The organism is Stenotrophomonas maltophilia group sp. P373 (genome assembly GCF_053295075.1).
Map to the genome: position 1 here is coordinate 2,855,270 of NZ_CM129994.1, position 13,258 is coordinate 2,868,527.

Genomic DNA, 13,258 nt, shown 5'->3' on the forward strand with positions numbered 1-13,258 from the left:
ATCCATGGCAGGCAGTGCAGGCCCTGCCGGAAGTCACGGCACCTGCACGACAAAAGCGTAAACTTATCGTTATGCGCCCCCTCGCCCCCGCCCGCCTCCTGCTCAGCTGTCTCGTGCTGCTGCCGGCGTTGCAGGTACAGGCGCGGCCGCAGGCGCCGGCCGCCGCCAGTGAGAGCGCGCCCCGGCAGCTGACCGTGGCCGCGCTGGAGTTGCCCAGCCGCGATGACGCGCAATGGAAGCAACGCCGCGAGCAGGTCGCACAACTGCTGACCGACCTGCAGCCGGACGTGATCTCGGTGCAGCAGGTGCTGCAGCAGCAAGGCCGCAACCCGGCCTGCTGGCTGGCCAGCCGGCTGCGCTACAGTTGCGACTTCGTCACCGCCGACCCACCCAGCCAGCCACTGCGGCATGGCAACGCCATGCTGACCCGGCTGCCGGTGAGCGAGGACGGCGTGACCCTGCTGCATCCTCCCGGCACCTTCAGTGCGGCCGGCATGATGCGGCTGAAGCTGGGCGAGGCGCTGGTCAACATCTACGTGGCGCGGCTGCGCCCGGACCCGGACGAGGCCACCGCCCGCCAACACCAGACCAGCGACCTGATGACCTGGATCGGCGCCACCGCCGAAGGCATGCCCAGCCTGATCGCGGGCGACTTTTCGGCCAGCACGGTTGAGCTGGTGCGTAGCACGCCCGGCTTCCAGCCGGCACGGCGCAATCCCGGCGGCCGCGCCGAGCCGCCTGCAGCCAGTGGTGGCGGCGCCAGTGGCCACGGCTTGGACGTGCTGTTCCAGGTCAAGCACTTCGGCGGCATCCGCCAGCAGCCGATCCTGCTGCCCGCCGACGGCGACCTGCCCGGACTGCGCCTGGGCGTGTTGGCAACCCTGCGCCTGCAGGACGATACGGCCACTGCCGAATAGGTCGTGCCGGCCGCTGGCCGGCTCCCTCGGGACCACACGATTGCGGGCCAGCGGCCGGCACTACCGAATGAGTCCTGCAACAGGAAAGGCCGGGGTCTCCCCCGGCCTTTCCACTCATCCCGTCACCGCGATCAGGCGATCGCTTCCTGGTAACGACGCTCGACTTCATTCCAGTCGATGACGTTGAAGAACGCGCCGATGTATTCCGGGCGGCGGTTCTGGTACTTCAGGTAGTACGCGTGCTCCCACACGTCCAGGCCCAGGATGGGGGTGTTGCCTTCCATCAGCGGGCTGTCCTGGTTGCCGGTGCTCTCGACCACGACCTTCTTGTCCGGGGTCACGCTCAGCCACGCCCAGCCGCTGCCGAAGCGGGTCAGCGCCGCCTTGGTGAAGGCGTCCTTGAACTTGTCGAAACCGCCCAGGTCCTTGTCGATGGCCTTGGCCACGTCGCCCACCGGGTTGCCGCCAGCATTCGGAGCCATCACGGTCCAGAACAGCGAGTGGTTGGCATGGCCACCACCGTTGTTGCGCACCGGGCCCTGCAGGTTCTCCGGCAGCGACTTGAGCTTCTTCACCAGCTCTTCGACCGGCAGGTCAGCGTATTCGGTGCCTTCCAGCGCCGCGTTGACGTTGTTGATGTAGGTCTGGTGATGCTTGGTGTGATGGATTTCCATCGTCGCCGCATCGATATGCGGCTCCAGCGCGTCGTAGGCGTAGGACAGCTTGGGCAGGGTGTAGGCCATGATGCATCTCCTGATTGCGAGGGCACCCGACGATGTCGGGCGGTGCGCCGTGAATGATGGGGACAGACCCGCAGATTACCAAGGGGGATGTAAAGGAAATTGCGTCCTGCCAGTGAGCACGACGGCAATTGTTACGCAGCAGTGACGCGGCACCCTCCTCATGCGCCATGCAGCGCGCAGGCGCTACAGTGCGTGCACCACCCTCGCCCGCCCCTGCCCATGCGCAACCCCCGGCTGCTGATCACCGCCATCGCCCTGCTGCTGCTCGGCCTGGTCGCCAACCATTTCCTGCAACGGCCGCCGGCGCCACAGTTCGCACCGGACCTGCAGGGAACACCGACCGCACGGGCGCCTGCCACGGCCACGCCCGGACGGGACAACGGCCTCCCCGCGTTCCTGCCCACCGAAGCACGCCAGACCATTGCCCTGATCCAGCGAGGCGGTCCATTCCCGCACCGCCAGGACGGCACCACCTTCGGCAACCGCGAGCAGCAGCTGCCGCAACGTCCGCGTGGCTACTACCGCGAGTACACCGTCAACACCCCCGGTGCACGCACGCGTGGCACGCGCCGCATCGTCACCGGCGGCGATCCGCCGGAGGCGTGGTACTACACCGACGACCACTACGAATCGTTCCGCAGCTTCACCGTACCGGCCCAGGGAGCGCAATGATGAGCCACGATGATTTCGGCCTCGGCCTGCATGACATCAATAATGCCGGCGTCTATGCCATCGACAGCGATGACATCGGCGCACTGGCCGCAGCAATGCGCGATGCCAGCCTCAAGGTGATCCGCATTGATCTGGAAGGCGTGACGGACAAGCGCACCCTGCTCGCCCGGCTCGCCGCGCAACTGGATTTCCCGGCCGGTTTCGGCGGCAACTGGGATGCACTGTCAGACAATCTGCGTGATCTGCAATGGCTGCCGGCCAACGGCTACGCGCTGTTCCTGGCCGACGTGGATGCACTGCGTGCCAACGCACAGAGGGACTTCGACACCCTGCTGGACGTGATGGATGAAGCCAGCCGCGATTGGGTCGGTCGCGATGTGCCGTTCTGGGTGTTCCTGTCACAGAGCGCGTAAGGGCAACGCCCTGATAGAGGCTGACCTTGGTCGGCATGGGCGTGCCCCCCATGGATCATCCACGCATGGCGTGGATCTACCCGGCGCAGCTGGATGCACAGTAGATCCACGCCATGCGTGGATGCGCCGTCCTAGCGGCTGCCGTTGTCTTCCTGCAGTTCTTTCTTGAACGGAATGTCCGGCGGCGGCCGTGCCACGGCCGGCTGGTCCTGCATGTTGGGGTTGGTCAGGCCACAGCCACCGCCGGCCTGCAGGATCGAAATGACGCAGGAAATCCTCGTGTTGGTGCCCGGCAGTGGAATCTCCATCGCCTTGACGCCCTTGCGCACCCATTCGGCCAGCAGCGATTCCTGTGGCACCCAGTACTTGTCGAACGACGTCGGCGTGTAGTCGTACGGCGGACGTTTCAGCCATGTGCCCGATTGCGCGATGCGCTCCTTGCTCCAGCCGTCGTTGGCGCCACCGGGCGCACCTCGCTCGGCGTGGCCGTCGCCGTCCTGGCCCGGCACGCGTACGCTGCCATCGGCATTGAACAGGCCATTGCCCCTGCCGGCGGCACTGGCCTGGCGGGCACCGCCATTGCTGCCGTCGCGGCTGCGGCTGGAAGATCCCCAGTCATCGCCCTTGGCCGGTGTCGCCCAGTTGCCGGGATCGGGGGCCGGGCGCGCTCCTGCGTTTGCCGGTGTGCTGCTGGAGGCTGACGGACGCGTGCTGCTGCTCGTCTGCGCCGCGCGGCCTTGGGCCGCAGCCGCAGGCGTCACGGTGGCACTGCCACTGGAGGATGCCGGTGCCACCGCCGGTGCCGGGGCCACTTCACGCTCCCGCACCTGTACATCACGGCCGGTGGGCGCGCGTACGGCGGGCTCACGCCCGGCCACCGCCGCCATCCGCACCTGCGGATCGGCCACGGCCTGCACTTCACGTTCAAGCACCTGCACGTCCTGCTGTGGCAGGCGAACCTGCATTTCAGGGCTGCGCAGCGGTTTGGGCGCGACGGGCGCTTCGACGATGCTGACTTCGCGTTCGCGCACCTGGATGTCACGCACCTGAGGTGTGCGCACGGCCAGCTCCGGGGTGCGCACCTGGGCAGGCGCCGGCGGCGCGTGCACCGGCTGCACGCTGCGCTCGCGTACGCTGGGCGTGCTGTCCCGCGGCACGACGCTGACTTCGGTTCGCGGCACGCTGACCGGCGGCACCACGAAATCCGTGCTGGCCTGCGCCACCTCGGTGGCCTGGACCGGCGAAGGCGGCGGCGCGGCAACCGGCGCCGGCTCAGCTTCGGCTGGCGGCGGAGGAACACTGGCGGTCGGCGCGGATGCAGGGGAAGATGCGGCGGCTTCGACAGTCGCCGGGCGCGGGGCAGGAGCTGTGGCGGCACCGGCCTGCTGCCCCGTCGCAACCCGACCTGCCGCAGCGGCCGCAGCGACTTCGGCGCCTGGCTGATCGCCCCCGCCTTCCTGGGTCGCGCGGCCGACGAACTCCACCTGCACGCGCTCGCCCTCGGTGCCCTGTTCGTCTGGCGCAGTGGTGCGGATCACCGCCACCCACAGCAGAAGCATGAAGAACAGCAGGTGCAGCAATGCGCTGATCAGTGCCGAGGTCCAGCGCATCCAGCGCTGGTCGCGTGGCGCAGCGTCCCAGTCCTGCCAGAACAGACGGCGCAACGCCTGCCACAGCGACAGCTGCGGCGATTGGCCTGGCCGGGCGGGCAGCGGACGCGGCAGCAATACCGCAATCATTTCGCGGGCGTGCAGCGGTCGCGGCAGCGGCCCCAGCGAGCGCAGCCACAACGCCCAGCCATAAGGCAGGCGCGTGGTCTTCTCAAGGACAGCGCGGGGCTGCTGGCGCGCCAGCAGCAGATCGATGAGTTGCTCGGCCCGGCTCAGAGGCACGCGTCAGCGATCAGGCGACGTTGTCGCGCGGGATGTACGGCGCGTGGCCGCTGTCGTGGTCGGTCGCGTCGCGCACGGCGGTCACGCCCGGCACGCGGCCCATCAGGGTCTTTTCGATGCCCTGCTTGAGCGTCACGTCGGCCATGCCGCAGCCCTGGCAACCACCGCCGAAGCGCAGCAGCACCACGCCGTCGGACGAGACTTCCTGCACGGCCACCTTGCCGCCATGCGAGGCCAGCTGCGGATTGACTTCGTTCTCCACCACCCAGTGCACGCGCTCCACCAGCGAAGCCGCATCACCGGGCGCCTCACCCTTGATGCGCGGCGCCTTGATGGTCAGCTGCTGGGCACCTGCAGCGCCGGCGACGATGTCGATCTCGGCACCGTCGAGCCAGCCAACGCTGCCAGCATCGACATAGAGAGTGAAGCCATCGCAGTCCACCGCCCACTCGTCGCCCAGCAGGTCGGTGGGTTCGGCGAACTCCAGCCGGGCATCGGCGCGCGGAGTACCGGGGTCGACCGCGCTCAGGCGCACGCCCATGCCAGGCACGCCCTCGCGTTCGATCAGCTTGCGGAAATGGGTCTGGGCAGTGTCGGAGATCTGGATCATCAGGCTATTCTAGCCAAGTAAGCGTCAGCCGCTCATTCGGTTTATACACCGTCCGGCGCATTGTTCAGTCAACACGAGGTGGAGATTCCCATGGCCGACCTGATTCCACTGGCCCAGGCCCGTTGCGTGCCACGCAAAGGCAGCGACCACAAGCTCGGCGAAGCCCGCCTGGCCGAACTGCTGCCGCAGGTTCCCGGCTGGGAGCTGAGCGAGGGCGGGCAGGCCCTGACGCGCACCTTCCGCTTCAAGGATTACTACGCCACCATGGCCTTCGTGAACGCGCTGGCCTGGATTGCCCATCGCGAGGACCACCATCCGGACCTGGGCGTGCACTACGACCGCGCGGTCGTGCGCTTTTCCACCCACGACGTGGGCGGCCTGAGCGAGAACGACTTCATCTGCGCGGCAAAGACTTCAGCCCTGACGGAGCAACTGCCATGAACGTACGCTTGCTGAGCCTGTCCCTGATCGCTGCGACCGGCCTGGCCGGCTGTGGTTCATCCGAACCGCCGGCACCGCCACCGCCTCCGCCGACCGAAGTCGCAGCGGTGAAGACGCCGCCGCCGCAGTACCCGCTTGAACTGGCCTGCATGGGCGTGGGCGGCACCAGTACGTTCAAGGTGACCATCGGCACCGACGGCAAGCCGAGCGAAGTGGCCCTGCTGACTGGCGCCGGCAACCCGCAGCTGGACGAACTGGCCAAAACCGCCGTGCAGGGCTGGCAGTTCAAGGCCGCGACACGCAATGGCCAGCCGGTGCCGGCCACCATCCAGGTGCCGGTCAGCTTCAACCCGCCGCAGCCGAAGCCGGACCAGTGCTTCGCCATTGAAGAGCGCCTGCGCCGCGGCGGCTGATCGCACGCACCCGACGAGGCCAGCCGGCGCCCGCCTCGCCCTCGCCGCCCCGGCCCTGTCCGGGGCGGTTGTCTGTTGACCAGGACTGCGTCGGTAGATGCTGCAGATTCCCCCCGAAAACATCTGGATTGCGCTGGCGGTCACCCTCGCGGCCGGCCTCGCCACTGCGATCGGCAGCCTGCTGGTGCTGTTCTCGCGCCGCCCCAGCCCGCGCCTGCTGGCGTTCGGCCTGGCCTTCGCCGGCGGCGCGATGGTCTATGTGTCGCTGTCGGAAATCCTCAACAAGTCCATTGCTTCGTTCGCACTGGCCCATGGCGAGCGCACCGGTTTCACCTACGGCACCCTGGCGTTCCTGCTGGGCGTGATCGTGATCGTGCTGATCGACCACTTCATTCCCAACCCGCATGACAGCCTGGACAAGCAGGATCCCGCGTTCCGCGAGAACAGCCGCGAGTACCTGAAGCGGGTCGCGCTGCTGACCTCGGTCGCGATCACCGCGCACAATTTCCCGGAAGGGCTGGCGACCTTCTTCGCCACGCTGGAAAGCCCGTCGGTGGGCATGCCACTGGCCTTTGCGATTGCCATCCACAACATCCCCGAGGGCATCGCGATCGCGGTGCCGGTGTACTTCGCCACCCAGAACAAGGCCTATGCATTCAGCGCCAGCCTGCTGTCGGGTCTGGCCGAGCCGGTGGGCGCGGCGCTCGGCTATTGGTTGCTGTCCGGGTCGCTTTCGCACGCCACCTTCGGCTGGGTGTTCGGGCTGATTGCCGGCGTGATGGTGTTCCTGGCACTGGATGAACTGCTGCCGGCCGCCAAGCGCTATGCGAAGGGCCACGAGACCGTTTATGGGCTGGTGGCGGGCATGGGCACGCTGGCGATCAGCCTGGTGCTGTTCAAGTGGTGAGGGGTTTGCAGCCAACGGGCTGAGCCCCCTCGCCGCTGGCGGAGCGGGATTCCGGGGTTGGGCCGGGCGAGGTGGGTTTGCGGGGGACGCCGTAAACCCTTCCATGGGGCTTGGCGCGCCATCCATGGCGCTTACACCCCCGCAAACCCACCTCGCCCGGCCTCCGACAGGCTATAGGCGCGCCAGCCGCGCAATGAAAGAATGAAAAGCGAAGCCCGCGCTGTGCGCGTGAGTCGAGCGTCGCTCGACTCTACAAGGGCTGCGTGCGGGTATGGGTCTACGCTGCAGCTGGCAGGTCCGCCTTGTAGCGAGCCGAGCACCGCAGGTCCGGCGAGGGCGAAGAGGCGCGGGTGTCTGAGCGCAGCGAGTTCCGCGCCGGCCCTCGGCGGACCGAGGAGCGCAGGGCTCCGGCGCGCAGCGCCGGCTCGCGGATGGCGGCGTGTTTCTTTGGTTACTTTCTTTGCACGAGCAAAGAAAGTGACAAGCCCACTCATCGCAGGGAAGCGACGGCGCCGACCAAGCACCCGGCGCCGCCGAACCGCCGTCAGCGCAGCCGGTCCAGCGCCTCGACCAGCTCATCGGCCAGCGGCGCGTTCAGCACATACGGACTCTTGCCGTCGTCCAGTGCAAACTCCAGCGAGGCCGCGTGCAGAAACAGTCGCTTCAGCCCGATCTGCTCACGAAGCCGCTTGTTGACCGCAGGATCGCCGTATTTGTCGTCACCGGCCACCGGATGGCCCAGATGCTGGGCATGCACGCGGATCTGATGGGTGCGGCCGGTTTCGATGCGAACCTCGCAGTACGACTGGCCGCCGCGGCGCTCCAGCACCCGGAAGTGACTGATCGATTCCTTGCCGATCGCATTGACCTGTACATGGCGCTCGCCGCCCTGGCGCAGGCCCACGTGCAGCGGCGCGTCGACGGTCATCACGCCGTCCGGCATGCGGCCGGCCAGCAGGGTCAGATAGCGCTTGCGGATGCCGGCGCCGTGGTCTTCACGCAAAAGCGCCTGCAGTTCGCTCAGTGCTGAACGCTTCTTGGCCACGATCAGCAGGCCCGAGGTGTCGCGATCCAGCCGATGGACCAGCTCCAGTGTCTGTCCCGGGCGCAAGGCGCGCAGGGTCTCGATGGCACCGAAGCTGATGCCGCTGCCGCCGTGGCTGGCCACGCCGGAGGGCTTGTTCAGGGCCAGCAACCGGGCGTCCTCGAAGACGATGGCCTGCTCCAGGCGGCGCATGAACGCCTCTGGCGGACCGGCCTTGTCTCCTTCCTCGCTGAGACGGACCGGCGGCACACGCACCTCATCGCCCGCCTCCAGCTTGCGCTCGGCCTTGGCGCGGCCGCCGTTCACCCGAACCTGCCCACTGCGCACCAGCTTGTACACCAGGCTGCGCGGGGCTCCCTTCAGCTGGCCGAGCAGGAAGTTGTCCAGGCGCTGGCCGGCGCGGTCGGCGGGAACGGTGATCATGCGCACGGAAGGCTTGTCGCCAGCGGGTTTGGTCGGGTCTTGGGCGGTCATCAGGCTGTTTATTCTGTTACACTCGGGGGGCGAGATAAGGGATTGATTTCGTTGGAAGTTACTCAGGGCCAGAAGCCCAGCTTCCGACGAATCCGGCACAGTGCGCGACCACCGCCCGCGGGGCGGCCATGTTAGCGGCTCACCGGCCTTCCCGGCCATCGCCGGATGCCTGACACGCAACCGTGCTGAACATGTCCCGCGTGGCGCTCCAGCCTGGCTGACAGCTGCCTGCGGCCCTGCAACACCCAAAAACCCATAAGAGTGAAGCGCTCCCGCGGCCTGCCGTGGTGTCGTAGCGCTGGAAACCCAAGCCGCCCTCCCCGCGCTTGCGCGAATGGGCGGCGAGCCGTGTCCAGAGGCGAAACCCCATGGCGTTCCGCGCGGTAGCCGCTTGCGAGGAACGCAACAATGAAGCGAATGCTGATCAACGCCACGCAGGCTGAAGAGCTGCGTGTTGCCATCGTGGATGGCCAGTCGTTGTATGACATCGACATCGAACAGCCGTCGAAGGAACAGAAGAAGTCCAACATCTACAAGGGCCGGATCTTCCGCATCGAGCCCTCGCTGGAAGCCGCCTTCGTCGAGTACGGCGGTGGCCGCCATGGCTTCCTGCCGCTGAAGGAAATCTCCCGCGACTACTTCCAGGCCGGTGTCGACCACAACAAGGCCGGCATCCGCGAGCTGCTGAAGGAAGGCCAGGAGATCGTTGTCCAGGTCGACAAGGAAGAGCGTGGCAACAAGGGCGCCGCCCTGACCACGTTCATCTCGCTGGCTGGCCGCTACATGGTGCTGATGCCGAACTCGCCCAGCGCCGGCGGTGTGTCCCGCCGCATCGAGGGCGAAGACCGTGCCGCGCTGAAGGAGGCCCTGGACAAGCTGAACATTCCCGACGACATGGGGGTGATCATCCGCACCGCCGGCGTCGGTCGCGATGCGGAAGAGCTGCAGTGGGACCTGGACTACCTGCTCAACGTCTGGCGCGCCATCGCCGAAGCCGCACTGAGCAAGCCGGCCCCGTTCCTGATCTACCAGGAATCACGCCTGATCGTGCGCGCCCTGCGTGACTACCTGCGCGCCGACATCGGCGAGATCCTGGTGGACACCGAGGAGATGTACGAGCACGCCCGCGAGTTCATGCAGCAGGTGATGCCGCAGACCCTGCGCAAGCTCAAGCACTACAAGGACGACATCCCGCTGTTCAACCGCTTCCAGATCGAGTCGCAGATCGAAGGTGCCTACGAGCGCAACGTGCGCCTGCCGTCGGGTGGCTCGATCGTGGTCGACCAGACCGAAGCACTGACCGCAGTCGACGTGAACTCCTCGCGCGCCACCAAGGGCAGCGACATCGAGGACACCGCGTTCCAGACCAACCTGGAAGCGGCCGAGGAAGTGGCTCGCCAACTGCGCCTGCGCGACCTGGGCGGCCTGGTGGTGATCGACTTCATCGACATGGCCTCCAACAAGCACCAGCGCGAGGTCGAGAACCGCCTGGCCAACGCGCTGAAGTACGACCGTGCCCGCGTGCAGGTCGGCCGCATCTCGCGCTTCGGCCTGCTGGAAATGAGCCGCCAGCGCCTGCGCCCGAGCCTGGGCGAATCCAGCCAGATCGTCTGCCCGCGTTGCGACGGCCACGGCCGCATGCGCAGCGTCGAGTCGCTGTCGCTGTCGATCATCCGCGTCGCCGAAGAGCACGCGATGAAGGAGAACACCGGGCAGGTGCTGGTCCAGGCGCCGGTGGAGATCGCCAACTACCTGTTGAACGAGAAGCGCAGCGCCCTGCGCGAGATCGAGCAGCGCCACGAAGCGCCGATCGTGATCGTCGCCGACGAGCAGCTGCACACCCCGCACTATGCCGTCACCCGCCTGCGTGAGAACGAGCTGGGTGAAGAGAGCAGCAAGCCCAGCTACCAGCGCGGCACCCCGCGCAAGCTGCCGGTGCACGCCCTGACCAAGGGCCAGCTGAACATCCCGCCGCCGGCAGTGACCCAGGTCAAGCACACCTCTCCCGCCCCGGTGCGCGAGGAAGCGGCTCCGGCTGCAGCCGCTCCGGCTCCGGTCGTGGCAGCGCCAGTGGCGCCGGCTCCGAGTGGCGGCGTGATTGGTTGGCTCAAGCGCGTGTTCGGTGGCGAGCCGGCACCGGCGCCGGCTCCGGCCGCCCCGGCTCCGCGCCAGCAGCAGGACGGTGGTCGCAAGGACCGCAACAAGGATCGCAACAAGGATCGCAAGGACCGTCGCGACGAAAACCGTGGCAACGGTGGCAACGGCAACGCGCAGCAGCAGAAGGATGGCGGCAACCGCAAGGACCGTGGTGAGCAGCGCAACAAGGACGGCCGCAACGGCAACAACGGCAATGCCCAGCAGCAGCCACAGCAGGGCAGGCAGAAAGAACCGCAGCAGAAGGATGGCCAGCAGCAGCCGCAGCAGCAGCACAAGCCGCGCAACGAGCAGCAGGGCCAGAACCAGAACCAGCCGAAGCTGAAGCAGCCCAAGCAGCCGCGCCAGCAGCAGGACGGTGACAAGCCGGCCGAAAAGCCGCAGCGCAGCGCCGCCGAGCTGCCGGCCGAGGCCGTGGCGGCAGCCGTAGCCGCTACGGCCGTCGCTGCCAACGTCGTGACCGCGCAGGAAGCCACTGCGCCGGTTGCACCGGCTGCCTCCGCTCCGGCGGAAGTCACTGCACCGGCCGACAGCACTGCCAACGCCGGCAATGAGGCCGAGGCGATTGCCGTGACCGGTGAAGAGGCTGCCCTCGACGCCAACGGCGAGCAGGCCGGTGAAGGCGCAACCCGCCGCCGCCGTGGCCGTCGTGGTGGCCGTCGCCGCCGTCGTGGTGGCGCCGAGAACGCTGCCGGCAGCGATGGCCTGGGCGATGATCAGGACGACGCGGACGACGGTGATGACACCGATGCCGCTGATGTCGCCGGGCAGAGCAACGACAGCGTTGCCGGGACCACTCCGGTGGCCGCGGCACAGCCGGCGCGTTCGCAGCCGGAGTTCGAATTCGATGACGAAGCCGAACCGACCGCTGCCGAAGCCGAGAAGCCGGTCCGCGCCGCCGCCGCTGCTGTCGCCGCGCCGGTCGCAGTGGTGAGCAGCGCCGTGATCGACGCTCCTGCACCGGTCGTGGCGAAGGTACAGGCTCCGGTCGAAGCCGTCGCCAAGGCCGAACCGGCGGCGTCGCCGGTGCAGACCAGCATGCTTGATGCCATCGACGCTGCGACCCCGGCCCAGCCAGTGGTAGCGGCAGCCCCGGCGGTCGAAGCGAAGCCGGTGGTGGTTGAGGCTGCCCCGGTCGCTGAAGCCACTGCGGTGGTCGAAGTGAAGTCGGCCGTGGCCGAGGCCGAGGCTGCTGTGGTCGTGGAATCGAAGCCGGAGATCGCTGAAGCCGCTCCGGCGGTCGAAGCCAAGCCGCTGGCCGTTGAGGCTGCCCCGGTGGCGGAAGCCGCTCCTGCGTTTGAAGCCAAACCGGTCGTCGAGACCGCACCGGTCGCCGAACAGCCGGTCGCGCCGGTGGCAGTTGAAGCGGCACCGGTGGAAGCTGCGGCCCCGGTTGCCGATGCAGTGGTGACACCGTCGATCGATCCGGTCGCCGATGGCCACGCCGATGCGGCAGCCCAGGCGGCCGAAGCCAAGGCCGACGAAGAAGGCGAAGAAGGCGCCAAGCGCACGCCGCCGGCGAACTGATCGCGCTTTGATCGCGTGAAAAAGCGGCGGGGATCGATGATCCCCGCCGCTTCTGTTTGTGCGCCGGGCGCGTGCAGCGCTCTGGGAGGCCAACCCTGGTCGGCGCCGTTGTTGGAGCGAACGCGGACACGTCCGTGCCAACCAAGGGCGGCACCTACCAGGACATCAGCGCGTCGGAGCGAACTGCAGGCGGGTCCACACGCCGTAGTGGTCCGAGGCCCAGCGACCGCTGTCATCGGGCTGGTCGAACAGGAGCTTGGCCTCACGTGCAACCATCGCGTCCTGCTGGAAGAAGATGTGGTCGATCCGCGAGGCCACCGGGTAGTAGTGCCTGTTCAGCGTACTGACCCCGGCCAGGTCGGTGTTGACGTGCACGCTGCCGTAGCTGTCACCGTAATGGCTGCGCAGCTCGCTCAGGTCACTGGCATCGACCAGTGCGTTGAAGTCGCCCGCGATCACCACCGGTGCGCCGGCCGAGGTGCTGGCGATGAAGCGCAGCAGGTCCTCGACCTGGGTGCGACGGATGCGCTGGCCATTCTCGTCGCTGCGCTCGTTGAAGTGGGTGGCATAGACGTTGACCGCCTTGCCGTCCACATCGATGCGCAGATGGGCGACCGTCCGATAATCGTCCAGCGGCCGCAACAGGTGCTCACCTTGGGCGAGGATCGGGCGCCGGCTCAGCAGCGCGTTGCCGTAACGTTTCGGCGCGCCCACCGGATCGGTGGAGACGAAGATGTACCTGTAGCCCAGCTGGCTGGCCAGCCACTGTGCCTGGTTGCGCACGTTACGGCGTTGGATCACCTCCTGCAGGGCAACCGCATCCGGCTGCAGGCGCTTGAGTTCGGCCAGGATGGTGCGGCGGCGGCTCGGCCAGTCCTCGCGGTCGTGATGCAGGTTGAAGGTCACCATGCTCATGCCTGGTGCGCTGGCGATGTCAGCCGCTGTCACGGCGGTTGGCACGGCTGCCATCACGGCACCCGGCAATGCCAATGCAATGGCCAGTCCCAGGGCACGCACGGCCGTGCGCACCCTTCCCCCCTGCTGCTTCAT

At 67.7% G+C, this 13,258-nt stretch carries 12 protein-coding genes; 7 read left to right on the forward strand and 5 right to left on the reverse strand.

The features are described 5' to 3' along the window. Positions 1-71: 71 nt before the first annotated feature. Entirely contained in the window at positions 72-917 is an 846-nt protein-coding gene (locus ACSYHF_RS13320) for an endonuclease/exonuclease/phosphatase family protein (protein ID WP_032954310.1), read from the forward strand. Between the two features lie 131 nt (positions 918-1,048). On the opposite strand, the gene ACSYHF_RS13325 is transcribed toward ACSYHF_RS13320, so the two are convergent. Further along, positions 1,049-1,660 carry a superoxide dismutase gene (locus tag ACSYHF_RS13325; RefSeq protein WP_005410310.1) on the reverse strand — a complete coding sequence of 204 codons (612 nt, stop codon included), beginning with the start codon at positions 1,658-1,660 and terminating at the stop codon, positions 1,049-1,051. A 219-nt stretch (positions 1,661-1,879) separates the two neighbouring features. Between ACSYHF_RS13325 and ACSYHF_RS13330 the strand changes: the two genes are divergently transcribed. Beyond that, positions 1,880-2,332, forward strand: coding sequence for a ribonuclease domain-containing protein (locus tag ACSYHF_RS13330; RefSeq protein WP_095378112.1), 453 nt, complete (start codon positions 1,880-1,882; stop codon positions 2,330-2,332). After that, positions 2,332-2,745, forward strand: coding sequence for a barstar family protein (locus ACSYHF_RS13335; protein ID WP_171957288.1), 414 nt, complete (start codon positions 2,332-2,334; stop codon positions 2,743-2,745). Before ACSYHF_RS13330 ends, ACSYHF_RS13335 begins: the two co-directional genes overlap by 1 nt. A 131-nt stretch (positions 2,746-2,876) precedes the next feature. Here the strand turns inward: ACSYHF_RS13335 and ACSYHF_RS13340 are convergent, their stop codons facing one another. Together ACSYHF_RS13340 and ACSYHF_RS13345 are read right to left on the reverse strand one after the other, a co-directional pair. Next, positions 2,877-4,637, reverse strand: coding sequence for a hypothetical protein (locus ACSYHF_RS13340; protein WP_447575720.1), 1,761 nt, complete (start codon positions 4,635-4,637; stop codon positions 2,877-2,879). A 10-nt stretch (positions 4,638-4,647) separates the two neighbouring features. Further along, entirely contained in the window at positions 4,648-5,247 is a 600-nt protein-coding gene (locus tag ACSYHF_RS13345) for an NfuA family Fe-S biogenesis protein (protein WP_005417610.1), read from the reverse strand. A gap of 90 nt (positions 5,248-5,337) precedes the next feature. On the opposite strand from ACSYHF_RS13345, the gene ACSYHF_RS13350 reads away from it, so the two are divergent. From ACSYHF_RS13350 to zupT, 3 genes are all read left to right on the forward strand, one after another. Beyond that, entirely contained in the window at positions 5,338-5,688 is a 351-nt protein-coding gene (locus ACSYHF_RS13350) for a 4a-hydroxytetrahydrobiopterin dehydratase (RefSeq protein ID WP_021203009.1), read from the forward strand. Continuing rightward, a complete protein-coding gene (locus ACSYHF_RS13355; protein WP_005417613.1) occupies positions 5,685-6,101 on the forward strand; it encodes an energy transducer TonB in 417 nt (138 codons plus the stop codon). The genes ACSYHF_RS13350 and ACSYHF_RS13355 overlap by 4 nt, the downstream gene beginning before the upstream one ends. A 97-nt stretch (positions 6,102-6,198) precedes the next feature. Continuing rightward, positions 6,199-7,008 (forward strand): zinc transporter ZupT, encoded by an 810-nt coding sequence (zupT, locus tag ACSYHF_RS13360; protein ID WP_049417245.1) that lies wholly within the window; start codon positions 6,199-6,201, stop codon positions 7,006-7,008. A gap of 544 nt (positions 7,009-7,552) precedes the next feature. On the opposite strand, the gene ACSYHF_RS13365 is transcribed toward zupT, so the two are convergent. Next, positions 7,553-8,527, reverse strand: coding sequence for an RluA family pseudouridine synthase (locus ACSYHF_RS13365; protein ID WP_049397926.1), 975 nt, complete (start codon positions 8,525-8,527; stop codon positions 7,553-7,555). 408 nt (positions 8,528-8,935) lie between these two features. On the opposite strand from ACSYHF_RS13365, the gene rne reads away from it, so the two are divergent. Beyond that, positions 8,936-12,208, forward strand: coding sequence for a ribonuclease E (rne, locus tag ACSYHF_RS13370; RefSeq protein ID WP_447575721.1), 3,273 nt, complete (start codon positions 8,936-8,938; stop codon positions 12,206-12,208). 165 nt (positions 12,209-12,373) lie between these two features. On the opposite strand, the gene ACSYHF_RS13375 is transcribed toward rne, so the two are convergent. After that, positions 12,374-13,258, reverse strand: coding sequence for an endonuclease/exonuclease/phosphatase family protein (locus ACSYHF_RS13375; protein ID WP_447575722.1), 885 nt, complete (start codon positions 13,256-13,258; stop codon positions 12,374-12,376).